The following is a 24,400-nucleotide window of genomic DNA, read 5'->3' on the forward strand; positions in this document are numbered from 1 at the left end:
CCGCAGAAACTGCAAGATCGACGGGGGCGGGGCGGGGTGAGCCGGGATCGACGGGATGGGGGTGGGGTGGGGTGGGGTGGGGTGGGGTGGGGTGGGGTGGGGTGGGGTGGGGTGGGGGTGGGGCGGGGGTGGGGTTAGAAGCGGGCTGGCTCGCGGTAGGTGCCCCACTCGGCGCGCAGGGCGTCGCAGATCTCGCCCAGGGTCGCCTCGGCGCGGACCGCGTCGAGCATGGCGGGGATCATGTTCTCGTCGGTACGGCTCGCCTCGACCATCCGGGCCACCGCCGCGCGGACCGCCGACTCGTCCCGCGCGCTCTTGCGCTCGGCGAGCACCCGGCGCTGCTCCAGCTCCACCTCGTGCGAGATGCGCAGAATCTCCAGCTCCTTGGCGACCGTGCCGGTGTGGCAGTTGACCCCGACGATCTTCTTGTCGCCCTTTTCGAGGGCCTGCTGGTAGACGAAGGCCGACTCGGCGATGTGCCCGGTGAACCAGCCGTCCTCGATGCCGCGCAGGATGCCCGAGGTCATCGGGCCGATCTGGTGCGGGCCGTCCCCGCCGAGCTGCCGGATCCGGGCGAAGATCTCCTCCGCCTCGGCTTCGATCTTGTCGGTCAGCGCCTCGACGTACCAGGAGCCGCCGAGCGGGTCGGCCACGTTGACCACGCCGGTCTCCTCCATCAGCACCTGCTGGGTTCGCAGGGCGATCTCGGCCGACTCGTCGGTGGGCAACGCCAGGGTCTCGTCCAGCGCGTTGGTGTGCAGCGAGTTCGTGCCACCGAGCACCGCCGCGAGCGCCTCGACCGCGGTGCGTACCACGTTGTTGACCGGCTGCTGCGCGGTCAGCGACACCCCGGCGGTCTGCGTGTGGAACCGCAGCCACAGCGCCTTCTCGCTGGTCGCGCCGTAGACGTCACGCAGCCAGCGGGCCCAGATCCGGCGGGCGGCCCGGAACTTGGCGATCTCCTCGAAAAAGTCGAGGTGCGAGTCGAAGAAGAAGCTCAGCCCCGGCGCGAAGACGTTCACGTCCAGCCCACGGGAGAGACCCAGCTCGACGTAGCCGAAGCCGTCGGCGAGGGTGTACGCCAACTCCTGCGCGGCGGTCGAGCCGGCCTCGCGGATGTGGTAGCCGGAGACCGACAGCGGCTTGTAGCGCGGGATCTCCCGGGCGCAGTACTCCATCAGGTCGCCGATGAGGCGCAGGTGCGGCTCCGGGTCGAAGAGCCACTCCTTCTGCGCGATGTACTCCTTGAAGATGTCGGTCTGCAGGGTGCCGTCCAGCTTGGACAGGTCGGCGCCCTGCCGCTCGGCGGCGACCAGGTACATGCAGAACACCGGCACGGCCGGGCCGGAGATGGTCATCGAGGTGGTGACCCCGGCCAGGTCGATGCCGTCGAAGAGCGCCTGCATGTCGGTGGCGGTGTCGATGGCCACGCCGCAGTGGCCGACCTCGCCGAGCGCCTGCGGGTCGTCCGAGTCGCGGCCCATCAGCGTCGGCATGTCGAACGCGACGGAGAGGCCGCCGCCACCCGCGCCGAGGATCATCTTGTACCGCTCGTTGGTCTGCTGGGCGTTGCCGAACCCGGCGAACTGCCGGATCGTCCAGGTCCGCCCGCGGTAGCCGGTCGGGTACAAACCCCGGGTGTACGGATATTCGCCCGGCCAGCCGATCCGTTCGAAGCCCGGATACGTCGCGCCCTCCGGCGGCCCGTACACCGGCTCCACCGGCATCCCGGAGAGCGTGGTGAAGTCCGCGTCCCGCTTGCGTGCGGCGTCGTACCGGGCCTGCCAGCGCGCCCGTCCGGCGTCGATCTCGTCGGCGTCCATGAGCAGGGCTCCTCCTCGGGTCCTCGACAGCACGTCGAGTGTAAGGCCCCTACCTGAACGATCGCTAAGTCACGCCCTACCCACGGGTAACGTCAGCCGCCGCGTCGATCATGGAGTTGTGGTGGTACCCAAAAGCCGAAGCCGTGGCCAAACCGGCCACCACGACTGCATGATCGACGGGAGGGACGGCGTCAGGCTGCGGGGGTTGGCCGGTTCAGGTCGATGTCGTCTACCGTGACGTTGACCTGGGTGACCGTCAGGCCGTACTTCTCGACCGCCTCGATCACCGCGGCCCGCACCGCCTCGGTCACATCGGTCACGACGTGCCCGGCGTCGATCACCAGGACCACGTTGATGACGGCCGAGCTGCCCTTCACGTCGGCCGAGACACCCCGGCGAGCGTCGCCCACCTCGTCCAGGCCGACCTCGTCCAGCACGCTGTTGAAGAAGCGGGCCACGTCACCGCCGAGATCGGCGACACCGGGCACCGCGCGGGCGGCCGCGCCGGCGATCTTCTCCACGACCTCGTCGGAAACCGACGTGGCACCCCGGGCCGCGCCCGTCGCGGGTTGCACTGCGCCGGCGTTCTCCACCGCGTCCGTCATGATCACATCTCCCCTGGTCCCGGTGCATCGTGGACCGACCGGCTCGTCAGCCCGCCGCGCGGCAACTGACTGCCGGCTACGCGCCGCGAGCCTACTAAAACCGGACCCGCCCTCGCTTCCGGGCACGCGCCGGACCAAGCGGCACCGTCCACAGTGCGCCGGCCCCGTCTCCGGGGCCGGGTCAGCGAGCGAGCTGGACGAGCAACTCGTCGGCGGCCGTGTACGGGTCGATCCCACCCTCGGCGACCCTGGTGGCGAGCGTGGCCAACTCCGTACCGTCGCGCAGTGAGCCGATCCGGGCGCGCAGGGTGCCGAGCGCGATGGCCTCGATCTCGGCGGCGGCCCGCGCCTCCTGGCGGCGGCGCAGCTCGCCGTGCTCGACCAGCCAGCCCCGGTGCTTGTCGATGGCGGCGGCGATGTCGTCGATGCCCTCGCCGCGCGCGGCGACCGACCGGACCACCTGTGGCCGCCACTGCCCCGGCCCGCGCTCACCGAGAGCGATCATGCCCTGGATGTCACGGACCGTCGCGTCGACGCCGTCCCGGTCGGCCTTGTTCACCACGAACACGTCGGCGATCTCCAGGATGCCGGCCTTGACCGCCTGGATCGCGTCACCCATCCCCGGCGCGAGAAGGACCAGCGTGGTGTCGGCCAGCGAGGCGACCTCCACCTCGGCCTGCCCGACGCCGACGGTCTCCACCAGCACCACGTCACAGCCGGCGCCCTCCAGCACCCGGACCGCCTGCGGCGTCGCGGCGGCCAACCCGCCGAGGTGCCCCCGGCTGGACATCGACCGGATGTAGACGCCCGGATCGGTGGCGTGGTCCTGCATCCGCACCCGGTCACCGAGGATCGCTCCGCCGGTGAACGGGCTGGACGGGTCGACCGCCAGCACACCGACCCGGTGCCCACGGGCCCGCAGCGCGCGGACCAGCTCGTTCGTGGTGGTCGACTTGCCGACCCCGGGGGAACCGGTCAGCCCGACCACCTGGGCCTGCCCCGCGTACGGGGCCAGCGCCGCGGCGATCGCCGGCAACAGCGCGTCACCGTTCTCCACCAGCGTGATCAGCCGGGCCACCGCGCGGGGGTCACCCGCGCGGGCCCGCTCGACCAACTGCGGTACGTCCCGACTGCGGCGCACCGACGTGGTGCCCGCCGCCGGGACGTGCTCGGCCGCCTCGCTCACTGGCTCGCCGCGGCAGTTTCCGGCACGTGGATGATCAACGCGTCGCCCTGACCACCGCCGCCACACAGCGCCGCCGCGCCGGTGCCGCCACCGCGCCGCTTCAGCTCCAGGGCGAGGGAGAGTACGAGACGCGCGCCGGACATGCCGATCGGGTGCCCCAGCGCGATCGCGCCGCCGTTGACGTTGACCTTGTCCGGGCTGACCCCCAGGTCCCGGGTGGACTGGATGCCGACCTGCGCGAACGCCTCGTTGATCTCGATGAGGTCGAGGTCCGCCACGCTCAGGCCACCCTTCTTCAGGGCGTGGTTGATCGCGTTGGACGGCTGCGAGTGCAGGGAGTTGTCCGGGCCGGCCACGTTGCCGTGCGCGCCGATCTCGGCCAGCCAGGTCAGCCCCAGTTCCTTGGCCTTGGCCTTGCTCATGACCAGAACCGCGGCGGCGCCGTCGGAGATCGGCGACGAGCTGCCGGCGGTGATGGTGCCGTCCTTGGTGAAGGCGGGGCGCAGCTTCGCCAACGACTCGACGGTGGTGTCCGGTCGGATGCCCTCGTCCTCGCTGATCACCAACGGGTCACCCTTGCGCTGCGGGATGACCACCGGGGTGATCTCGTCGGCGAAGTGGCCGTTCTTCTGCGCGGCGGCGGCCCGTTGGTGGCTGGCGGCGGCGAAGGCGTCCTGCTCCGCGCGGGAGATGCCGTGCTTGGTGCCGAGACGTTCGGTCGACTCGCCCATCGAGCAGCAGTCCCAGGCGTCGCTGAGCCCGTCGTGCGCCATGTGGTCCTTGACCACCACGTCGCCGTACTTGTAGCCGGTGCGCTGGCCCATCAACAGGTGCGGGGCGTTGGTCATCGACTCCATGCCGCCGGCCACCACGATGTCGAACTCACCGGCGCGGATCAGCTGGTCGGCCAGGGCGATCGCGTCCAGGCCCGAGAGGCAGACCTTGTTGATCGTCAGCGCCGGGACAGACATCGGCACACCGGCCTCGACCGCCGCCTGCCGAGCCGGGATCTGACCGGCGCCGGCCTGCAACACCTGCCCCATGATCACGTACTGGACCTGGTCCGGGCTGACACCGGCACGCTCCAGCGCCGCCTTGATGGCGATTCCGCCGAGCTTCGTGGCCGGAAGGTCCTTGAGGTTACCCAGCAGCCGGCCCATGGGGGTCCGCGCGCCGCTGACGATCACCGAAGCCATGCCTGCCTCCGAGGGGGGTGCCGAGCTGTACGCCTGAACGATGGTTCGGCCAGACTAGCGCCATGGCAGAGAACTCCCCCGCCGAGCCCGGTGCGGACTACGTCACAGACATCGGCCTTCGCAAGATTGACCACGTCGGGATCGCCGTGGCCGACCTGGACGCCGCGATCGACTTCTACCAGCGGACGTTCGGGATGCGCTGCGTACACGTGGAGACCAACGCCGAGCAGGGCGTACGGGAAGCGATGCTTGCCGTCGGGCCGACCACCGAGGGGGGCTGCGTGCAGTTGCTCGCCCCACTCACCCCGGAGTCGACGATCGCCAAGTTCCTGGACCGCAACGGGCCGGGCGTGCAGCAGGTCGCGTACACCGTGGTGGACATCGACGCGGCCTGCGCGGCGCTGCGCGAGCGCGGGATGCGGCTGCTGTACGACACCCCCCGACGCGGCACCGCGGACAGCCGGATCAACTTCGTGCACCCCAAGGACGCCGGCGGCGTCCTGATCGAACTGGTCCAGCCCGCCCCCACCGCCCACTGACCGACCTTCCCACGCGACGCCACGCGACGCCACGCCACGCCACGCCACGCCACGTCGCGTCGCGTCGCGTCGCGTCGCGTCCAGCCTCGCCTCGCGTCGCGTCGCGCCCCGCCTCGGCCGCGCGCCTCCGCGGCCCGACGGGCACCGCCGTCCGCCTCGGCCGCGCACGTCAATGCGCGGTTGGCGGGGGCGCCGGACATCTTCACGCATCGGCGGATGCAGTTTTTCACAGAGCCTTCCCGGCCTAGCTACCGTTCAGTAACGTCCGGCCCCACAGGAGCGCGACCGGTGCCGGATGTGTCGAATGCCGACATGGCGGTCGTGCCCACCGGCGCCGACGATGGCAGCACCCGGCCCGTGCGGGTGCGGACGAACCGGAGGTCACCGTGCAGGACATCCTCGAAGCGATCATGGCGGCGGAGGAATCGAACGACCCCGACCGCGAACTCGCCGGCGTCGCCGGGCTGCCCGTACCGGAGAGCTACCGGGGCGTGGTGGTCCGCGCCGAGGAGGCCCGGATGTTCGACGGCATGGCCACCCGGGACAAGGACCCGCGCAAGGCGTTGCACGTGCAGGAGGTGCCGACGCCCGAGCTGGCGCCGGGCGAGGCGCTGGTGGCCGTGATGGCCAGCGCGATCAACTACAACACGGTGTGGACGAGCATCTTCGAGCCGGTGTCCACCTTCAAGTTCCTCCAGCGCTACGGCCGCGTCTCCGAGCTGACCCGCCGGCACGACCTGCCGTACCACGTGGTCGGCTCGGACGCGGCGGGCGTGGTGCTGCGCACCGGCCCCGGGGTGACCCGCTGGGCGCCCGGCGACGAGGTGGTCGCGCACTGCCTCTCGGTCGAGTTGGAGGACGCGGCCGGGCACGACGACACCATGCTCGACCCGCAGCAGCGGATCTGGGGCTTCGAGACCAACTTCGGTGGGCTGGCCGAACTCGCCGTGGTCAAGGCCAACCAGCTGATGCCCAAGCCGCGGCACCTGAGCTGGGAGGAGGCGGCCAGCCCCGGGCTGGTCAACTCCACCGCGTACCGGCAGCTCGTCTCGCACCATGGGGCGAACATGAAGCAGGGCGACGTGGTGCTGATCTGGGGCGCCTCCGGCGGTCTGGGCGGCTACGCCACGCAGATGGCGCTCAACGGCGGCGCGATCCCGGTCTGCGTGGTGTCCTCACCGGAGAAGGCCGAGCTGTGCCGCAGGATGGGCGCGGAGCTGGTCATCGACCGGGCCGCCGAAGGCTTCCGCTTCTGGAAGGACGAGGAGACCCAGGACCCGGACGAGTGGCGCCGCTTCGGCGAGCGGATCCGCGAGCTGACCGGCGGCGAGGACCCGGACATCGTGTTCGAGCACCCGGGCCGGGAGACGTTCGGCGCGAGCGTCTACGTGGCCCGGCGCGGTGGCACCATCGTCACCTGCGCCTCCACCAGCGGCTTCCAGCACCAGTACGACAACCGGTACCTGTGGATGCACCTCAAGCGGATCGTCGGCAGCCACTTCGCCAACTATCACGAGGCGTGGCAGGCCAACCGCCTGGTCTCGCTCGGCAAGGTGCACCCGACGGTGTCCCGCACCTATTCGTTGGAGCAGACCGGCCAGGCCGCGTACGAGGTGCACCGCAACGCGCACCAGGGCAAGGTCGGTGTGCGGTGTCTGGCGCCCACCGACGGACTGGGCGTACGCGACGGGGAGTTACGGGCCCGGCACGAGGACGCGATCAACCGCTTCCGTGGTCACTGAGCGGCACGGTCAGTCCCGGAGCCACCGACCGCACCGCCGGGCCGGGCACCGGCCGGACGGTTGAACGCCGGATGGCCAATGCGACGATCGGTCATTGTTCTTCCGCTCCCATTAGCGGAAACCCCATCCGGATCGAACAAAGGGCCTCGGGGGTAACCCCGGGGCCCTTTTCCGCGTCACGCTGCGTGGCCTCCGACAGGCCGGGACCTGCCAAGATCGCCGATTGGTCCAACGTCGCCGATCGTGGGAGTTGACCATGTAAAGAGGGCACGAAAGCTTCGCACCGCTCTTGCGAAGCACCCTGGGGCGTCTGCCAGTATGTCCCAATGCCCCAGCAGCAGTCCTCCCCTCTCGCGTTCTTCGATAACGCGAACTCGCAGCCAGATTTCACCGTTGGCCTGCGCGGATACAACACCCATCAGGTCGACGACTTCCTCGGCCGGATGACCGCCGCGCTGACCCAGTCCGAGCAGGCCCGTGCCGAGGCCGAGCAGCGGATGAACGACGCCCAGCGTCGGCTCCGCCAGGCCGAGCAGCGCATGAGTGCGCTGGAGCAGAAGCTCACCGACACGAACAAGCAGCTCGAAGAGAACAGCCGGCCCACCCTCTCCGGGCTCGGCACCCGCGTCGAGCAGATCCTCCGGCTCGCCGAGGAGCAGGCCAACGACCACCGCAACGAGGCCAAGCGCGAGTCGGAGGGCATCCTCTCCGCCGCCCGCCTCGAGGCCCGCGAGATCACCGACAAGGCCCGCGCCGAGGCCGCGGCCATGAAGGCCAGCGCCGAGCGCGAGGCGGGCAACCTGCGCACGGCCGCCGAGCGCGAGGCCGCCGAGGTTCGGGTGCAGGCTCGCCGCGAGGCTGACACGCTGCGCGCGGACGCCGACCGGGAGACCAAGCAGCTGCGTACGGTCACCGCGCACGAGGTGGCCGAGCTGAAGTCGACCGTCGAGCGTGAGGTCGCCACCCTCCGGGCCACCGCCGAGCGGGAGATCACCCAGCAGCGGGCGAAGGCCGCCCGCGAGGCTGAGGAGAAGCGCGCCGAGGCGACCAAGCTGCTCACCGACGCACGGGACAAGCGCGACAAGGACCTGCAGGCCCTGGAGCTCCAGTTGGCCGAGCGGCGGGAGAAGGCGGAGCGCGAGGAGTCCGAGCGCCACGCCGCCCAGGTCGCGCAGACCCAGAAGATGGTCAGCGAGGCCGAGCAGCGTGCCCGGGCCGCGCAGGAGCGGGCCAAGGAGATCGAGCAGCGCGCCGAGGCGCGCCGGGTCGAGTCGGAGCGCAACGCCGCCGAGACGGTCGACAAGGCCAAGGCGCACTCCGAGAAGACGCTCAACGAGGCGAAGGCCGAGTCGCAGCGCCTGCTCACCGAGGCCCGCACCGAGGCCGAGCTGACCACGCAGGCCGCCCGCCGCGAGGTCGAGGACCTCACCCGGCAGAAGGACGCGGTCACCTCGCAGCTGGGTCAGATGCTCTCCGGTCTCGCCGGCATCGTCCCGGGGATGCCGGGGCAGGCAGCTCCGGCCGCCAAGCCGGACGCCAAGAAGACCGATGGCGATCAGGAGCGGGTGCCCGCGGAGACCGCCGGCTGACGCGAGGCGTCAGGTCGGGGCATCGACGGCGCGAGGTGACACCGGGTAACCGGTGTCACCTCGCGCCGTGTGCGTTTCCCAGCTCGTGGTATCCCCCGCCGGCAACCGAGTGAAGTAGCTCCCACAAGGCCCGTCCGTATCGCCCCAGCAGGGCCCGTTGCGTGTGAGGATGGGGGCATGTCGCACGGCGAGGAACTGTTCGCTCTCGGCGGGGACGTGACGACGGAGCCCAGCTTCGAGTCCGCTCTGCGGGGGTACGAGAAGAAACAGGTTGACCGGTATGTCGCGCGTGCTGAGCACGAGATCGCGACCCTCGCCTCGGAACGCGAACAGGCGTACACACAGATCCACAAGCTCGCCGGCCAGGTCGAGGTTCTCCAGCGCGACCTGACCCAGGTGCGCAAGCAGATGAACGTGGTCGACCGGGCGTCGTTCCGGCATCTCGGTCCGCGGGTCGAGTCGATCCTCACGCTCGCGGAGGAGCAGGCCGAGCAGATCCTCACCGACGCGAATGGGGAGATCGAGGCTCGTCGTGCCGCCGCCGAGCACATCATCGAGGAGGCCCGCGAGCAGGCCGCGCGGGCACTGAAGGACTTCGAGATCGCCCTCGCCGCCCGGCGCGCGGAGGAGGAGCGGCACAGCGCCGCGAAACGGGCCGAGGCGGACGCGACCCTGCGGTCGGCCAAGGACGAGTCGGCGCAGTTGCGCAAGGCCGCGCAGGACGCGCTGGCGAAGGCCCAGCAGGAGGCCACCCAGCTGCGGGACACCGCCAAGGAGATTCACACCCGGGCCCAGCAGGAGGCCACCAAGCTGCGCGAGACGGCCCGCGAGACGCTGGCCACCGCCCAGCAGGAGGCCGGCGATCTGCGCGATGCCGCCAAGGAGGTGCATGCCAAGGCCCTCCAGGAGGCCAAACGGCTCACCGACACCGCGACCGAGGCCGGTCGGGCCACCCACGCCAAGGCACAGCAGGAGGCCAAGCAGATCATCGACGACGCGTCGATGGCCGGGCGGGCCACCCGCGCCAAGGCGCAACAGGAGGCCGAGCGGCTCACCACGCAGGCCACCGAGTCGGCCAAGCGCAGCCGTGCCGAAACTGAGGCGTACGTGCAGCGGATGCGCACCGAGACCGAGGCGTACGTGCAGCACACCCGGGCGCAGACCCAGCAGGAGTTGGGCGCGTGGCGGGCCGGGGTGGAGCAGGAGGTCAACTCCCGTCGGGAGGCGGCCGACCGGGAGCTGGCGCAGCGACGGTCCACCGCCGAGCAGGAGTTCGCCAAGCGACGCGACGAGCTGGACAAGCAGCACACGTCGCGCCAGCAGGAGCTGGAGAACGGGTTCACCAGCCGTCAGCAGGAGCTGGAGTCGGGGTTCACGACTCGCCGGGACGAGCTGGAGGCCGAATACTCCACCCGTAAGAACGAGCTGGAGACCGAGTACACCACTCGCAAGAACGAGATCGAGCAGGGCGCGGCCGGCGTCCGCCAGGCGGCCGAGCAGGACGCGGCGGCTCTGCGCCAGCGGGCCGAGAAGGAGGCCGCCGAGCTGTTGAGCCAGGCCGAGAAGGAGGCCGGCGACAAGCGCCGCAAGGCCGACGAGCACGTCGCGGCGTCGCGGCGGCAGTTCGAGGAGTACGCGGCCACCACGCAGCAGCACCTGGCCACCACCCAGCAGCACCTGGCGGCGACCCAGCAGGAGTCCGCCGCGGGTCGGCAGCAGTTGGCCCAGGTCATGCTGGAGATCGCCCAGGCTCAGCAGCAGCTCGCGGATCTGCGGCAGGAGACCTGGAAGGCCCGGCAGGAGTCCGACGAGCTCCAGCGGCAGATGTCCGAGCTGCGGTTGCAGAGCGTCGCCGGTCCGATCGACGGCCCGACCGCACCGACCGCACCGGCCGGGTCGAGCGGCGCGAGCGACGGCGGGCCCGATGGTGGTGACGACGGTGTGAGCGTTGTCGCCGGCGCGGCTCCCGAATCGGGTACGGACACCGGGGTGAAGGCCGAGCCCGCCGAGGTCAAGCAGCCGGTGAACGCGGGCGCAGAGGAGGCCGGGCAGTTCACGACGCGGCCGGTGGCCGAGCCGGTGACCACCGTGGACGGCGGAACGGCGAGCGCCGGGGTGGACGGGGAGCCGACTGTGGCCGCTGTTCCGGGCGAGGGTGGCCGGGGCGCCAAGCCCACCAAGATCACCAGCACCGGTGAGAACGGCAAGCGACCCACCAAGCCGACCACCGACGAACGCAGCACCAAGCCCAGCAAGGTCACCCTCGACAAGGAGTGACACCACCCGCCCAAGCTTCGAGATCTTGGACACTTTCCGTCAGCACCTGACGGAAAGTGTCCAAGATTCACTTCTGCGTCGGGTGGTGCACGGGCGGGGTGGGGGTCCAGCCGGCCGCTACGAGAGCACGGCGGACGGTGTCGGCGACCTCGTCCGGGCGGGCGCGGACCAGCCAGGCCGGAAAGCGCAGGATCCGGTCCCCGCTGGTCCAGACGTCGTTCTGCCGACGCATGTCGGCGGCCCACTGCTTGGCGTCCAGGTGGTGCGCCCCGTCGATCTCCACCTGCACCCGCCACGTCCGCCAGTACGCGTCCAGCCAGCGGTGTCGACCCGCCGCGTCGACCCGATGTTCCTGAAGGTCGGGGGCCGGCAGCCGGTGCCGGCGGCACAGTCGCAGAAAGTCGATCTCGGATAGCGCCTGCGCGCCGCCCGCGATGTCGTCGACCGCCTGCCCAATCAGGTGCCGACGCGGAGCCCGGGGCAGCACGTCGAGCACCGCCCGCAACTCCTCGGGCAGCACCCGGCGTTGCTGGCAACCGGCGGCCAGCACCGCCTGCGCCTCGTCCACACCGGCCGCCCAGCCCGCCGCGTCCACCAAAGCCCGCGCCGTCGTGGTGCGCGGCGGACGGGCGACTTGGCGGTGCGACTCGGGTAGCACCGTCGTGCGATGCACCAGGACCGCGGGCATGTCGATCGGCAGGCGACGCAGGGTGGTCCGCGCCGCACGGCGGGCGGCCGGCACCAGCACGTGCAGTGGTTCGCGCCGCAACCCTCGTACCCCGGCCTCGGCGGCGGCGGTCACCCCGGCCAGCATCGCCCCCGGTCCGGCTGCCAGCACCGCGACCCAGAGCTGCTGGTCGCGGGTGAGGCGACCGTTGCCGGTCAGCAGGATTCCCCGACAGATCGACCGCCATCGGCCGGTGCGGATCCGGCCCCGCATCGCCCCCTCGCTGAGCAGCCCGGACACCTGCGCGGTGGTCAGCACACCCGCCTGCTCGAAGGCGAGCCAGTCGAGTGCGTCGGCGTCATCATCGGGCAGCATCCGAACAGCCTTCACCGCCAGCAAGCCGCCGCACCACCAGATCTTGGACACTTACCGTTAGCGCGGAACGGAAACTGTCCAAGATCTGCCGGCCTAGCCAATGGTCGAGCAGCTCACCCACCTCGTCGCCAGCCTGGAGCGACCACACGTCAGCCTGCACATCGTTCCGGCCGAGACCGGGCTGCACGTCGGCCTTTCCGGACCGTTCAATCTGGCCCGAGGCGCCGACGGTGGTTGGGTGGGGCACATGGAGCACCAGATTGACGGTCTCGTGGTCGATGGCGACCATGAGGTGGCTACGCTGCTGGCGCGCTGGGAGATGATCAGAAACGGCGCGTTGTCCCGCCGCCAGTCGATCGAACTGATGAAGGAAGTTGTGACCTCATGGACCTGACCGGCGCGCTCTGGCGCACGTCCAGCCGCAGCGGCAACGGTGAGTGTGTCGAGGTGGCGGACAACCTGCCTGGGGTCGTGGGGGTGCGGGACAGCAAGGACCCGACCGGCCCGGTGCTGGTCTTCGCGCCGGCCGCGTGGCGGGCGTTCGTGGCCGTCGCCCGTCGTCCGACCGCCTGAACCGGGAGGTCCCTGGTGCCGCAGCACAACCCGTCCGGCGACGACCCGGACCTGACCCCCGCTCCCCTGCCGGCGGAGACGCCACCGCCGGCGCCGGTGCCCGCCCCCGCGATCGACCCGGAGGAGCCGCCGGCGGTGCCGTCCGGGAAGTTCGGTACGCCGGGGCGACCTCTGCGCCGCAGCAGTTTCCTGATCGGCTTCACCGGTGCGCTGGGCGTGCTGCTGGCGTACACCCTCTATCTGGGGATTCGCAATGCCGGCGGCATCCTCGTGCTGGTGGTGATCGCGCTCTTTCTCGCGGTCGGCCTCAACCCGGCGGTGGTCCGGCTACGCCGCTGGGGTGTGCCGCACGGCCTGGCGGTGGCGGGCGTCGCCCTGACGGTGGCGCTGCTGCTCTGCGGCGTCGTGGTGGCGCTGGTGCCGCCGATCGTCACCCAGTCGGGGCAGTTCATCGACCAGATCCCGAGCCTGCTCGAAGAGCTGCGCCGCAACCCGACGGTCAACGACCTGGTGGAGCGGTACGACGTGGTGGAGCGGGTGCAGGGGGCCGCCAACGCGGAAACGGTCGGACGGGCGCTCGGCGGGGTGCTGGGCGGCGCACAACTGATCTTCGGCACGGTGTTCCGGACGCTGACCGTGCTGGTGCTGACCATCTACTTCCTGGCCTACTTCGACAAGCTGCGCTCGCTGGGCTACTCGCTGATCCCCCGGTCCCGGCGGGAGCGGGTGCAACTGATCGGCGACGAGATCCTGGCCAAGGTGGGCGCGTACATGGTGGGCGCGCTGAGCATCGCGGTGCTGGCCGGCGCGACCACCTTCGTGTTCGCGCTGATCGTCGACCTGCCGTACCCGTTCGCGTTGGCCGTGGTGGTCGCGGTGACCGACCTGATCCCGCAGATCGGCGCGACCCTGGGCGCGGTGATCGTGAGTCTGGTCGGCTTCGCGGCGGACCTGCCCACCGGCATCGCCTGCGCGGTCTTCTTCCTGATCTACCAGCAGGTGGAGAACTACCTCATCTACCCGAAGGTGATGCGGCGCTCGGTGGAGGTCAACGAGGTGGCCGCCCTGCTGGCCGCGCTGCTCGGGGTGGCGCTGCTGGGCGTGGTGGGCGCGCTGATCGCCATCCCCACCGTGGCCGCGCTGCAACTGATCCTGCGCGAGGTGGTGCTGCCCCGCCAGGAGCGCCGCTGACGGTCAGTCGCCCGGCTTCGGGACGGGCGTGTCGGCGAAGGCGGCCACCGTGCGGTCGGCGTATGCGCTGACGTCGCCGGCCTCCATCGGGCCGTCCCAGGTCGTCGGCAGCGGCACCTCGACGGCCGGGTTGACCCGCCGGACGATCTCGTCGAGCACCGTCTCCGCGTCGCCCACCCAGAGGTGCTTGGCGCCCGGCACCCCGACCACCTCGGCCTGCGGCACGGCGGCGAACCGCTCCCGCGCCTCGGCCGGGCGCAGGTAGTCGTCGAACTCCGGCACCAGCGCCACCAGCGGACGACCCGAGCTGGCCCAGGTGGCCAGATCGTTCGGGGCGGAGAAGCGTAGCGGCGGGGAGAGCAGGATCGCCCCGGCGATCGTCGGGTCACAGCCGTACTTCAGCGCCAGGTCGGTGCCGAACGACCAGCCGACGAGCCAGATGTTGGGCAGCTCGGCGAACTCCGCGTACTCGATGGCGGCGGCCACGTCGTAGCGCTCGCCCACCGCGCCGTCGAAGGCGCCCTCGCTGGTGCCGCGCACGCTGCTGGTGCCCCGGGTGTTGAACCGGAGCACGGCCAGGTCGGCCAGCGCGGGCAGCCGCCAGGCCGCCTTGCGGAACACGTGGCTGTCCATCATGCCGCCGTGGGTGGGCAGCGGGTGCAGGCAGACCAGGGTGGCCACCGGCGGCCGGTCGGCCGGCAGGGCCAGCTCACCGACCAGCCGCAGACCGTCGGCGGTGTGCAGCTCGATGTCCTCCCGGCGGCCGGGCAGGATCGACGACGCGCGGATCGCTGTGCTCACCGCCCAAGTCTGTCGCGAAGTCGCCGCCGCCGCCCGCCCAGGCGCCGACAGGGTGACCCAGGTCGCTCAGCGGTGCCGCGCAGCCGCGGCCGGGGTCGTTCAGGGCCGGGATCACGAGGCGTCCCGCCTCGCCCGGTCAGTAGCGGGGAGTGCCCCGGCCCCGCTGTACCGCCGGGCCGCGCCGCTCCCGGGCCCGCCAGCAGCCGCTGTGCCAGTGCCGCCGGTCGGTGAGGTCACCGAGGCCGTCCGCCGGCCAGGCCACCAGGTGCGCCACCCCGGGTCGGATCTCCTGGTCGCAACCGGGGCAGCGGTACGTCTTGACCGACGCGCCGGCGCCGATGCCGCGTACCTGCCAGGCGCCGTCGGTCCACTGCTGCACCGAGGCGACGCCCTGCCGGACCCGGTCGGCGTCCAGGTTGGCGTTCTCGTCCCGGCGAGGGCGATTGCGACGGGGGCTCACAGTCACCAAGGGTACGTCTGGCGGGCGGGGCTGATCGGGGCGGTCACCAGGTCGGACGCGTCGATCGGGTCAGCGGTGCGAGTGGTCGCGGAAGCCGCGGCGGGTCTTGCGGCCGAGGTAGCCGGCGGTTACCAGGTGCTCCAGCAGCGGCGCGGGCGCGAAACCCGGCTCGCGCAGCTCCAGGTACAGCTCGCGCTGGATGGCCAGGGCGACGTCCAGCCCGACGACGTCGAGCAGCTCGAACGGGCCCATCGGGTAGCCGCAGCCCAGCTTCATCGCGTGGTCGATGTCGTCGGTCGTCGAGTAGCTGGCCTCCAGCATCTTCACCGCGTCGTTCAGGTACGGGAAGAGCAGCGCGTTGACGATGAACCCGGACCGGTCGCCGCAGACCACGCCGGTCTTGCCGAGCGCCGCGCAGACGGCGCGGGCGGTGGCGGTGGCCTCCGGGGAGGTACGGATGGTGCGGACGACCTCGACCAGCGGCATGACCGGCGCCGGGTTGAAGAAGTGCAGCCCCACCACGTCGGCCGGCCGCTGGGTGGCCATCGCCACGTCGATCACCGGCAGCGACGAGGTGGTGGTGGCCAGGACCACGCCCGGCTTGCAGATCTCGTCGAGGCTGGCGAAGAGGGCCTTCTTGACGCTCAGCTCCTCGACGACCGCCTCGACCACCAGGTCGACGTCGGCGAGGTGGTCGAGCGTGGCGGACCAGCTGATCCGGCCGAGGGCGGCGTCCCGGTCGGTCTCGGCGAGCTTGCCCCGCACCACGCCCTTGTTCAGCGAGGTCTTCACCGCCTCGCAGACCGTCGCGGACTTCTCCATGCCGCGGGTCACCGAGACGACCTCGTAGCCGGCCTTCGCGAAGACCTCGATGATGCCGGTGGCCATCGTCCCGGAGCCCACCACGCCCACCTTGGTGATGGCGCGGGCGCCGTCGGCGAGCGCGGCGTCCGTGGCCAGCGGCGTCGTCTCGTCCGGTACGACCACCGGGGAGCCGGGCCGCTCGTAGGTGTAGAAACCCCGACCGGACTTCCGGCCGAGCAGCCCCGCCGTCACCATCTGCTTGAGCAGCGGCACCGGGGCGTGCCGGCGGTCCCGCCCGCCGCGCCGGTACATGGTGTCCAGGATCTCGTACGCGGTGTCCAGGCCGATCAGGTCCATCAGCGCCAGCGGGCCCATCGGCAGGCCGCAGCCGAGCTTCATGGCGGCGTCGATGTCTTCCCGGGTCGCGTAGTGCGACTCGACCATGCCGACCGCGTGGTTGAGGTAGCCGAACAGCAGCGCGTTGGCGATGAAGCCGGCCCGGTCGTTGATGGTGACGTCGACCTTGCCGAGTCGGGCGCAGAGCGCCTCCACGTCAGCGACCACGTCGGGTGCGGTGACGACGGTGCGGACCACCTCGACCAGTTTCATCACCGGGGCCGGGTTGAAGAAGTGGATGCCGATCACCTGGTTGGGCCGGCTGGTGGCCACCGAGATCTCGGTGACGCTCAGCGACGAGGTGTTGGTGGCCAGGATGGCCTCCGGTCGGCAGACCCGGTCCAGCTCCGCGAAGATCCGCTGCTTGAGGTCCAGGTGCTCGGGCACCGCCTCGATGACCAGGTCGACGGAGTGCAGCGCGTCCAGCCCGACCGCGAAGTGCACCCGCTCGTGCAGGGCGTCGCGGTCCGCCTCGGCGAGTTTGCCCTTGGCGACGGCCCGGTCGGTGGAGCCGGTGAGGGTGGCCCGGCCCCGCTCTAGCGCCGGCGCGGAGATCTCGACGGCCACCACGTCGATGCCGTTGCGGGCGAAGACCTCGACGATGCCGGCACCCATGGTGCCCAGCCCCACCACGCCCACGGTGCTGAACTCGCGCGCCACGACCGGCCTCCCCAGAGACTCCGCACGGCCACTGAACGGCCGCTAAGGCTATGCGCGCGAGTCTGCCACGTGACGGTGGGTTGTCGAGACGCCGTGGCATATTTCACCCACGGCGCAGCCGCGCCGCTAGGCGGCGGACACGCCGGTCAGGGCCAGCAGCTCCGCGACGAATTCCGCCGGGCGCTCCAGGTGCGGGCTGTGACCACAACCGGGCAACACCACCTCGTGGTACGCGCCGCCGGCCGCCGCGTACCGCTCCAGCACCGCCCGGGTCTGGCCGATCATCGGCTGGGGCGGGCACGCCTCCGCACCGGGCCAGCCGGGCACCAGATCCAGCGAACCCAGGTACGCCAGGTCGAACAGCGACGTGTCCGAGACGATGACGTCGGCGTCCCCGCGTACCCACGCGATCGGGGGTTTCTCGGCGACGGCCACCAGCTCGTCGGCGAGCCGGAACCAGGTCGGCGCGAGCGCGTTGAGCACGCCGCGCTCCCCCGGCGCGGTGCCCGGCCAGTTCTCCGACGGCACCGCCGTGCCCGGGTAGTTGTCGTCCCCGGTGGCGGTGGAGAGCACGGTGTCCAGCAGCAGGTCCTCGTCCGCCCCCAACGAGGCCGGATCGGCCACATAGGTGGCCCGCAGGACGGCCCGCGGGCTGGCCGGGGCGTCCGCGCTCCGGTCGGCGGCCGCGAGTCGGGCGACGAAGTCCGGGTTCGCGGTGCCGGCGCCGGTGCCGGCGAAGTCGGGGGTGGTCGGGGTGCCGATCAGGTCGCGGGTGCCACCGAAGCCGTACGGGGAGACCGGCGCCGCGAGCAGCAACGCCCCGACCCGGTCCGGGTGGTCGACCAGCAGTCGCATCGCCACTCCGCCGCCGAGCGAGTGCCCGACCACCACCGGGCGGGCGTCGGTGTGGAACAGCGTCGGATCGTCCAGCAGGGCGGCCACGTCGTCGGCGAAGTCGCGAAGGCCCCGGGTGGCGTCCACCGGGGCGGTCTCGGAGTCGCCGTACCCCCGCAGGTCGGGGGCGACCACCCGCAGCGTCGGTGGCAGCCGCCGGACCAGCGGCTCCCAGAAGAGCGCGGACGAGCAGTTGCCGTGGATCAGCAGCATCGGCGTGCCGTCCGGCGGACCGGCCACCCGTACCGCCTGGGTGATGCCGTTCGCCGTCACGCTCCGCTGCTCGGTCTCCATCCGCGGCATGCTGCCACGCCCCTCCCCGCCGGTCCAGGTGTCGGACCGCCACCTGGCGGCGTCGGCCGGTGTGGCCCACCGCCAGGCGGTCAACCGCTCGGCTTCGGCTGATCGCAGGCGGTCAGCCGCTCGGCTTCGGCTGATCGCAGGCGCTCAGCGACGCGTGCCGGGCGGCGCGGCCAGCGGCAGCGGCAGCGTCGGTCGGACGTCCCGCCGGGACGGGCCGAAGCTGAGCCCCACCGGATCGGTGTGTGCCACCCCGGGGTCGAACAGGCGCAGCTCGGTACGGCCGAGCCGGATCACGTCACCGTCGGAGAGTAGTTCCACCCCGGTGATCCGTCGGTCGTTGAGCCAGGTGCCGTTGGTGGAGCCGAGGTCCCGCAGGGACGGGCCCTCCCGCGCCAGCCACACCTCGGCGTGACGACGACTCAGGTGTGGGTCGTTGATGACCACCTGACCGGTCGGCGCACGGCCGATCACCTGCGGTTCGGCACCCATGCGAAAGCTCGCGCCGCGCATCGGTCCACCCGCGACCGTCAATAGCGGCAGTAGTTCCGGATGATCCTCCATGGACAGTCAGCCCTCCACCCCACACCGTCACTCCGCGCGTCAGCCTGCCATCAGACGGTAGTCGTCAATACCGACCGGCCGGTCAGCCTCTCGTCACCTCCCGGCCATCTGCCGTTCGACGATTCGGCGGGCCGCGTCCATCATCAACGCCCTGACCTGCACTGATCAACGATCGGTTTGGCGGGTGCGACGCCGGTCCGTCCGCCTCGAATCGGAGACCTACCGACGAGTAATCTTCGGGTCTAGACTTCCGCCATGACGGCTGTGCATGTCCCGGGGGTTCCGGTCATCGAGGCGGGCCGGCTGGTCTCCACCAGCCCGGCGACCGGCGCCGAGGCCGGTCGCCTCCCGGTCGCCACGGACGCCGACGTGCGGCGGGCCGTCGACCGCGCCCGCGCCGCCGGCGAGTGGTGGGCCGGTCTCGGCTTCACCGGCCGCCGCGAGCGGATGCTGCGGTGGCGCGGCCTGCTCGCCAAGCGGATCGAGGAGTTGGCCGAGCTGGCGCACATCGAGAGCGGCAAGCCGGTCGCCGACGCCATCGTCGAGATCGTCTGCGCGATCGAGCACATCGACTGGGCCGCCCGCAACGCCGGCCGCGTGCTCGGCCCACGTCGGGTGCGGTCCCGGCTCATCCTCGCCGAGTTCTCCGCACACCTCGAATACCAGCCGTACGGCGTGGTCGGCGTGATCGGGCCGTGGAACTATCCGGTCTTCACCCCGATCGGCTCCGCCGCGTACGCCCTCGCCGCCGGTAACGGCGTGGTGCTCAAGCCGAGCGAGTACACGCCCGCCGTCGGCCAGTGGCTGGTGGACAGCTTCGCCGAGGTGGTACCCGAACAGCCGGTGTTCACCGCCGTGCACGGGCTGGGCGACGTGGGCGCCGCCCTGTGCCGCTCCGGGGTCGACAAGCTCGCCTTCACCGGCTCGACCGCCACCGCCCGGAAGGTGATGGCCGCCTGCGCCGAGACGCTGACGCCGGTGCTCATCGAGGGCGGCGGCAAGGACGCCATGATCGTCGACAGCGACGCCGACCTGGACGCGGCCGCCGAGGCGTGTGTCTGGGGTGGCATGACCAACGCGGGCCAGACCTGCATCGGCATCGAGCGGGTGTACGCAGTCGACTCCGTCTTCGACACCTTCGTCGACAGGGTGGTGGCCCGTGCCGGTCAGCTGACCGTGGGGCCGGAGGGCACCGACATCGGCCCGATCACCATGCCCAGGCAGATCGACGTGATCCGCCGGCACATCGACGCCGCGATCGCCTCCGGCGGGCGCGCCGTCCTCGGCGGTCCGGACGCCGTGCAGCCGCCCTACGTCCACCCCACCGTGCTCGTGGACGTGCCGGAGGAGTCCGCCGCCGTCCGCGAGGAGACCTTCGGCCCCACGCTGACCATCAGCCGGGTCCGCGACGCCGACGAGGCCGTCGCCCGCGCCAACGCCCTGTCGTACGGCCTCGGGGGTTCGGTCTTCGGCCGGCGGCGCGCGGTGGCCATCGCCCGGCGGCTCCGCTCCGGAATGGCCTCGATCAACTCCACGCTGACCTTCGCCGGCATGTCCACGCTGCCGTTCGGTGGTGTCGGCGACTCCGGCTTCGGGCGGATCCACGGGGAGGACGGGCTGCGCGAGTTCGGCCGGGCCAAGGCGATCACCCGTCGGCGCGCCCGGTCGCTGCTGCCCTCGATGACGTTCGAGCGGACCCCGACCGACGTGGCCCGGCTCGTCAAGGCCATCAAGGTCATGTACGGCAGGTGAGTGTCGGCACCGGCCAGGGCTGCGGTCAGAAGAGAGTCAGCTCGTCCTTGACGATGCCGCGCAGCTTGTCGTAGTCGACCACCACACACCGGATGCCCCGGTCGGTGGCGAGCACCCGGGCCTGCGGCTTGATCTCCTGTGCGGCGAAGACGCCGGCGACCGGGCTGAGCAGCGGGTCGCGGTTCATCAACTCGAGATAGCGGGTCAGCTGCTCCACGCCGTCGATGTCGCCCCGCCGCTTGACCTCGACGGCGACCGCGCCCGCGTTGGCATCGCGGCACAGCAGGTCGACCGGGCCGATCGCCGTCATGTACTCGCGGCGGACCAGCGTGAACCCCTCACCCAGGACACCCGGGTTGGCGGCCAGCAACTCCTGCAGGTGCGCCTCCACCCCGTCCTTGCGCAGGCCCGGATCCACCCCCAGCTCGTACGAGGTGTCCTGGAAGATCTCTTCCAGGGTGATCCGCAACTCCTCGCCGGCCTTGTTGACGACCCGCCACACACCGGGGGCCTCCTCCAACCGGCACGGCGGGCTCATCCAGTTCAACGGCTTGTACGCCCGGTCGTCGGCGTGAATGGACACCGACCCGTCCGCCTTCACCATCAGCAACCGGGTGGCCAGCGGCAGGTGAGCCGAGAGCCGTCCGACGTAGTCCACCGAGCACTTCGCAATGACCAACCGCACCCGACGAGGGTAGCCGAGCACCCCCCGGTCGCCAGCGAGCGGCACTGGCGCGTCGATGCGATGCTGAGATCGTGTTCGAAGTCCTCACCGGCACCGGTCTCGCCGCCTCGGCGGGTCTGAACGCCTACATACCCCTGCTCATCCTCGGTCTGCTCGGCCGTTACACCGATCTGATCGACCTGCCCAGCGGCTGGGCCTGGCTCGGCAACGGCTGGGTCATCGCCATCATGGCCGTGCTGCTCGCCGTGGAGATGGTGGCGGACAAGGTGCCCGTGGTCGACCACGTCAACGACGTGGTGCAGACCGTGGTCCGGCCCACCGCCGGTGGCCTGGCCTTCGGCGCCGGCTCGTCGTCGGAGACGGTGACGGTCAGCGACCCGGGAAGCTTCTTCTCGTCCCACCAGTGGGTGCCGGTGGTCACCGGCGTGCTGCTGGCACTGGGTGTGCATCTGCTCAAGTCCGCCGCCCGCCCGGTGATCAACGCGACCACCGCCGGTTTCGGCGCCCCGGTCGCCAGCACCGCCGAGGACGCCACCAGCGTGGTGGTGTCCCTGGCGGCGATCATCCTGCCGGTGTTGGTGCTCGTCTTCCTGGTCGGTCTGGTCTTCTTCATCTTCTGGTTCGTCCGCCGCCGTTCCGAGCGACGCCGCGAACGGGCGGCGGCCCGCGCCGCCGGCTTCCGCGTCTGACGCTTGATCGACTCGGGTTCCTGGAAACCGGGCCATCCCCGCAGCTGGACCCCGCCTTCCTGAAACCCGAGTCGATCATGCTGGGCGGCGGGGTGCCCATACCGGGGTTCCGCGGGCCGGCAAAGCCTAGTATCGGGGCAAGAGCCCTGAGGAGGTCGGCATGACCGCTGCGGTGGAGATGCCCCGGGTCCAGGAATGCGTGGTCGCCGCGTGCGCGTACAACCAGTCGGGTGACTGCCACGCCTTCGCGATCACGATCGGCAGCTTGGATCACGCGCACTGCCACACCTTCGTCGAGTCGCCCGTCCGGGGCGGCGTGGAGAGTCTGATCGCGCAGGTGGGCGCCTGCCAGCGCGCCGACTGCCGGCACAACGAGCGGCTGGAGTGCCACGCGACGTCCATCCGGGTCGGCCCGGACAACGACATGGCCGACTGCATGACCTACGCCGGCCGCTGACCTAGGCCGGCCGGCGACCCGCCGGGGCAGCGCCGATCAGGGCAGGTCGTTGGCGCGCCGGATGACGGTCACCAGGTCGTCGATGATGCCGGTGAGGGCGAAGTCCTTCGGAGTGAAGACCCGGGCGACCCCGGCGGCCCGGAGGGTGTCCGCGTCCCCGGCCGGGATGATGCCGCCCACCACCACCGGCAGGTCCGCCCGGCCGGCGGCACGCAGTCCGTCGAGCACCGCGGGCACGGCGGCCAGGTGCGAGCCGGAGAGCACGGACAACCCGACCAGGTCCACGTCCTCCTCCACGGCGGCCGCCACGATCTGCCCGGCGGTCAACCGGATGCCCTGATAGACGACCTCGAAGCCGGCGTCCCGCGCGCGTACCGCGATCTGCTCCGCGCCGTTGGAGTGCCCGTCCAGGCCGGGCTTGCCGACCAGCAGCCGCAACCGGCCACTGCCCAGCTCCCGCGCGGTGGCGGTGACCCGCTCACGGACCGCCGCGAGGCCCGGCTCGCCGCCGCTGCCGGTGGCGCCGGCCAGACCGGTCGGCGCCCGGTACTCGCCGAAGACCTGGCGCAGCGCGCCGGCCCACTCGCCGGTGGTCACGCCGGCCCGCACGCACGCCAGGGTGGCCGGCATCAGGTTGGTGGTGGTCGCGGCGTCCGCGCGGAGCCGGGCCAGCGCCGCGTCCACGGCGTCCGCGTCCCGGTCGGCCCGCCACCGGCGTACGCCGTCCGCGGCGGCGGCCTCCACCTCGGGATCGACCTGCTCGACGGCGCCCGCACCGGCGGCGGTCAGCGGGGAGGGCTCGGTCTCGGTGTACCGGTTGACCCCGACCACCACGTCGGCGCCGGACTCCAGCCGACGACGCCGTTCGGCGAGCGACGCGACCAGCGCGCTCTTGAGGTAGCCGGTCTCCACGGCGGCGACGACGCCGCCCAGCTCCAGCACCTTGTCCAGCTCGGCCCGCGCACCGGTCACCACCTCGTCGACCAGCGCGGTCATCACGTGCGAGCCGGTGAAGAGGTCGGGATATTCGAGCAGATCCGACTCGTACGCGAGGACCTGCTGCATCCGCAGCGACCACTGCTGGTCCCACGGGCGGGGCAGGCCGAGCGCCTCGTTCCAGGCGGGCAGTTGGACCGCGCGGGCCCGGGCGTCGCGGGACATCGTCACGCCGAGCATCTCCAGCACGATGCGCTGGATGTTGTTCTCCGGCTGCGCCTCGGTGAGGCCGAGCGAGTTGACCTGCACGCCGTAGCGGAACCGCCGTTGCCTGGCCTCGGCGACCGCGTACCGGTCTCGGGTGATCTCGTCCCAGAGCACGCCGAACGCGCGCATCTTGGCGATCTCCTCGACGAAGCGCACCCCGGCGTTGACGAAGAACGAGATCCGCTGCACCACGTCGCCCATCCGCTCGGCCGGCACCTGGCCGGAGTCACGGACCGCGTCGAGCACGGCGACCGCGGTGGCCAGCGCGAAGCCGACCTCCTGCACGGGCGTCGCGCCGGCCTCCTGGAGGTGGTACGAGCAGATGTTGACCGGGTTCCACCGGGGCATCTCGCGCAGCGTGTACGCCACCACGTCGGCGGTGAGCCGCAGCGACGCCGCCGGCGGAAAGATGTACGTGCCGCGGGACAGGTACTCCTTGATGATGTCGTTCTGGGTGGTGCCGGCGCAGCGGGCCAGGTCGGCCCCCTGCTCCAACCCGACGGTGCCGTACAGGGCGAGCAGCCACATCGCCGGGGCGTTGATGGTCATCGAGGTGTTCGTGTCGGCGAGCGGGAGCCCGTCGAAGAGCGCCCGCATGTCGCCGAGGTGGGCCACCGGCACACCCACCCGTCCGACCTCGCCGGTGGCGAGTTCGTGGTCCGGGTCGTACCCGGTCTGGGTGGGCAGGTCGAAGGCGACCGAGAGGCCGGTCTGCCCCTTCGCCAGGTTGCGGCGGAAGAGGGCGTTGGTCGCCGCGGCCGACGAGTGGCCGGCGTAGGTGCGCATCACCCACGGGCGGTCCCGCTCGGGCAGTCGCCCGGGGAATGCCATCTCATCCATGGCCGGAGTCTAAGTTACCGTTCAGTAAAAGGTGCTGTGGAAAACCACACAGGTCCATGTCGGGGACGTCCGGGTGGCAAGCGCCCGCGATGGCGCGGACCGCCACACCCCGGGCACCTGCCGATTGCCACC

22 protein-coding genes are annotated in these 24,400 nt (G+C 71.5%); 10 read left to right on the forward strand and 12 right to left on the reverse strand.

Annotated features, from left to right (window positions below):
* Nucleotides 1–134: 134 nt before the first annotated feature.
* From AB0J33_RS17565 to AB0J33_RS17580, 4 genes are all read right to left on the reverse strand, one after another.
* The gene (locus AB0J33_RS17565) at nucleotides 135–1,823 is read right to left on the reverse strand and encodes a methylmalonyl-CoA mutase family protein (protein ID WP_363614698.1); all 1,689 of its coding nucleotides are present in this window, start codon (nucleotides 1,821–1,823) and stop codon (nucleotides 135–137) included.
* Nucleotides 1,824–2,014: 191 nt separating this feature from the next.
* Nucleotides 2,015–2,428, reverse strand: coding sequence for an Asp23/Gls24 family envelope stress response protein (locus AB0J33_RS17570; RefSeq protein ID WP_363614700.1), 414 nt, complete (start codon nucleotides 2,426–2,428; stop codon nucleotides 2,015–2,017).
* Between the two features lie 181 nt (nucleotides 2,429–2,609).
* A complete protein-coding gene (gene meaB / locus AB0J33_RS17575) occupies nucleotides 2,610–3,614 on the reverse strand; it encodes a methylmalonyl Co-A mutase-associated GTPase MeaB (protein WP_363614702.1) in 1,005 nt (334 codons plus the stop codon).
* Nucleotides 3,611–4,810 carry an acetyl-CoA C-acetyltransferase gene (locus AB0J33_RS17580; protein ID WP_363614704.1) on the reverse strand — a complete coding sequence of 400 codons (1,200 nt, stop codon included), beginning with the start codon at nucleotides 4,808–4,810 and terminating at the stop codon, nucleotides 3,611–3,613. The genes meaB and AB0J33_RS17580 overlap by 4 nt, the downstream gene beginning before the upstream one ends.
* Before the next feature lie 62 nt (nucleotides 4,811–4,872).
* On the opposite strand from AB0J33_RS17580, the gene mce reads away from it, so the two are divergent.
* The 4 genes from mce (at nucleotide 4,873) to AB0J33_RS17600 (ending at nucleotide 10,957) form a co-directional block, all read left to right on the forward strand.
* Complete coding sequence (mce, locus tag AB0J33_RS17585; protein ID WP_363614706.1) at nucleotides 4,873–5,349, forward strand: methylmalonyl-CoA epimerase; 477 nt, start codon at nucleotides 4,873–4,875, stop codon at nucleotides 5,347–5,349.
* Nucleotides 5,350–5,735: 386 nt separating this feature from the next.
* Complete coding sequence (ccrA, locus tag AB0J33_RS17590; protein ID WP_363614708.1) at nucleotides 5,736–7,091, forward strand: crotonyl-CoA carboxylase/reductase; 1,356 nt, start codon at nucleotides 5,736–5,738, stop codon at nucleotides 7,089–7,091.
* Between the two features lie 326 nt (nucleotides 7,092–7,417).
* Entirely contained in the window at nucleotides 7,418–8,680 is a 1,263-nt protein-coding gene (locus AB0J33_RS17595; RefSeq protein WP_363614710.1) for a DivIVA domain-containing protein, read from the forward strand.
* 177 nt (nucleotides 8,681–8,857) lie between these two features.
* Nucleotides 8,858–10,957 carry a hypothetical protein gene (locus AB0J33_RS17600; RefSeq protein ID WP_363614712.1) on the forward strand — a complete coding sequence of 700 codons (2,100 nt, stop codon included), beginning with the start codon at nucleotides 8,858–8,860 and terminating at the stop codon, nucleotides 10,955–10,957.
* A gap of 67 nt (nucleotides 10,958–11,024) precedes the next feature.
* Here the strand turns inward: AB0J33_RS17600 and AB0J33_RS17605 are convergent, their stop codons facing one another.
* Nucleotides 11,025–11,999: a hypothetical protein gene (locus AB0J33_RS17605; protein ID WP_363614714.1), complete on the reverse strand. Its 975-nt coding sequence runs from the start codon at nucleotides 11,997–11,999 to the stop codon at nucleotides 11,025–11,027.
* 100 nt (nucleotides 12,000–12,099) lie between these two features.
* Here AB0J33_RS17605 and AB0J33_RS17610 point away from each other — a divergent pair, with 100 nt between their 5' ends.
* The 3 genes from AB0J33_RS17610 (at nucleotide 12,100) to AB0J33_RS17620 (ending at nucleotide 13,763) form a co-directional block, all read left to right on the forward strand.
* Nucleotides 12,100–12,393, forward strand: coding sequence for a Scr1 family TA system antitoxin-like transcriptional regulator (locus AB0J33_RS17610; protein WP_363614716.1), 294 nt, complete (start codon nucleotides 12,100–12,102; stop codon nucleotides 12,391–12,393).
* Entirely contained in the window at nucleotides 12,384–12,572 is a 189-nt protein-coding gene (locus AB0J33_RS17615; RefSeq protein WP_363614718.1) for a DUF397 domain-containing protein, read from the forward strand. Before AB0J33_RS17610 ends, AB0J33_RS17615 begins: the two co-directional genes overlap by 10 nt.
* A gap of 96 nt (nucleotides 12,573–12,668) precedes the next feature.
* Nucleotides 12,669–13,763 carry an AI-2E family transporter gene (locus tag AB0J33_RS17620; RefSeq protein WP_363615186.1) on the forward strand — a complete coding sequence of 365 codons (1,095 nt, stop codon included), beginning with the start codon at nucleotides 12,669–12,671 and terminating at the stop codon, nucleotides 13,761–13,763.
* A gap of 3 nt (nucleotides 13,764–13,766) precedes the next feature.
* On the opposite strand, the gene AB0J33_RS17625 is transcribed toward AB0J33_RS17620, so the two are convergent.
* From AB0J33_RS17625 to AB0J33_RS17645, 5 genes are all read right to left on the reverse strand, one after another.
* Nucleotides 13,767–14,564: an alpha/beta hydrolase gene (locus AB0J33_RS17625; protein ID WP_363614720.1), complete on the reverse strand. Its 798-nt coding sequence runs from the start codon at nucleotides 14,562–14,564 to the stop codon at nucleotides 13,767–13,769.
* Between the two features lie 136 nt (nucleotides 14,565–14,700).
* Entirely contained in the window at nucleotides 14,701–15,024 is a 324-nt protein-coding gene (locus tag AB0J33_RS17630; RefSeq protein ID WP_231640156.1) for a hypothetical protein, read from the reverse strand.
* Between the two features lie 69 nt (nucleotides 15,025–15,093).
* A complete protein-coding gene (locus tag AB0J33_RS17635; protein ID WP_363614722.1) occupies nucleotides 15,094–16,884 on the reverse strand; it encodes a 3-hydroxybutyryl-CoA dehydrogenase in 1,791 nt (596 codons plus the stop codon).
* A 126-nt stretch (nucleotides 16,885–17,010) separates the two neighbouring features.
* Nucleotides 17,011–18,072, reverse strand: a complete 1,062-nt coding sequence (locus tag AB0J33_RS17640) for an alpha/beta hydrolase (RefSeq protein ID WP_363614724.1) — start codon at nucleotides 18,070–18,072, stop codon at nucleotides 17,011–17,013.
* A 153-nt stretch (nucleotides 18,073–18,225) separates the two neighbouring features.
* Nucleotides 18,226–18,642, reverse strand: a complete 417-nt coding sequence (locus AB0J33_RS17645) for an FHA domain-containing protein (RefSeq protein ID WP_363614726.1) — start codon at nucleotides 18,640–18,642, stop codon at nucleotides 18,226–18,228.
* Between the two features lie 255 nt (nucleotides 18,643–18,897).
* On the opposite strand from AB0J33_RS17645, the gene AB0J33_RS17650 reads away from it, so the two are divergent.
* A complete protein-coding gene (locus AB0J33_RS17650; protein WP_363614728.1) occupies nucleotides 18,898–20,394 on the forward strand; it encodes an aldehyde dehydrogenase family protein in 1,497 nt (498 codons plus the stop codon).
* A 25-nt stretch (nucleotides 20,395–20,419) separates the two neighbouring features.
* On the opposite strand, the gene nucS is transcribed toward AB0J33_RS17650, so the two are convergent.
* On the reverse strand, nucleotides 20,420–21,079 hold the full coding sequence (gene nucS, locus AB0J33_RS17655) for an endonuclease NucS (protein WP_363614730.1): 660 nt from the start codon (nucleotides 21,077–21,079) through the stop codon (nucleotides 20,420–20,422).
* A gap of 71 nt (nucleotides 21,080–21,150) precedes the next feature.
* On the opposite strand from nucS, the gene AB0J33_RS17660 reads away from it, so the two are divergent.
* Both AB0J33_RS17660 and AB0J33_RS17665 read left to right on the forward strand, forming a co-directional pair.
* On the forward strand, nucleotides 21,151–21,768 hold the full coding sequence (locus AB0J33_RS17660; protein WP_363614732.1) for a DUF4126 domain-containing protein: 618 nt from the start codon (nucleotides 21,151–21,153) through the stop codon (nucleotides 21,766–21,768).
* 160 nt (nucleotides 21,769–21,928) lie between these two features.
* On the forward strand, nucleotides 21,929–22,225 hold the full coding sequence (locus AB0J33_RS17665; protein ID WP_363614734.1) for a DUF1540 domain-containing protein: 297 nt from the start codon (nucleotides 21,929–21,931) through the stop codon (nucleotides 22,223–22,225).
* 36 nt (nucleotides 22,226–22,261) lie between these two features.
* Here the strand turns inward: AB0J33_RS17665 and AB0J33_RS17670 are convergent, their stop codons facing one another.
* Nucleotides 22,262–24,268: a protein meaA gene (locus AB0J33_RS17670; protein ID WP_363614736.1), complete on the reverse strand. Its 2,007-nt coding sequence runs from the start codon at nucleotides 24,266–24,268 to the stop codon at nucleotides 22,262–22,264.
* Nucleotides 24,269–24,400 lie beyond the last annotated feature (132 nt).

It is taken from the genome of Micromonospora sp. NPDC049645, assembly GCF_040675155.1.
In the GTDB taxonomy this organism is placed as follows: Bacteria; Actinomycetota; Actinomycetes; order Mycobacteriales; family Micromonosporaceae; genus Micromonospora.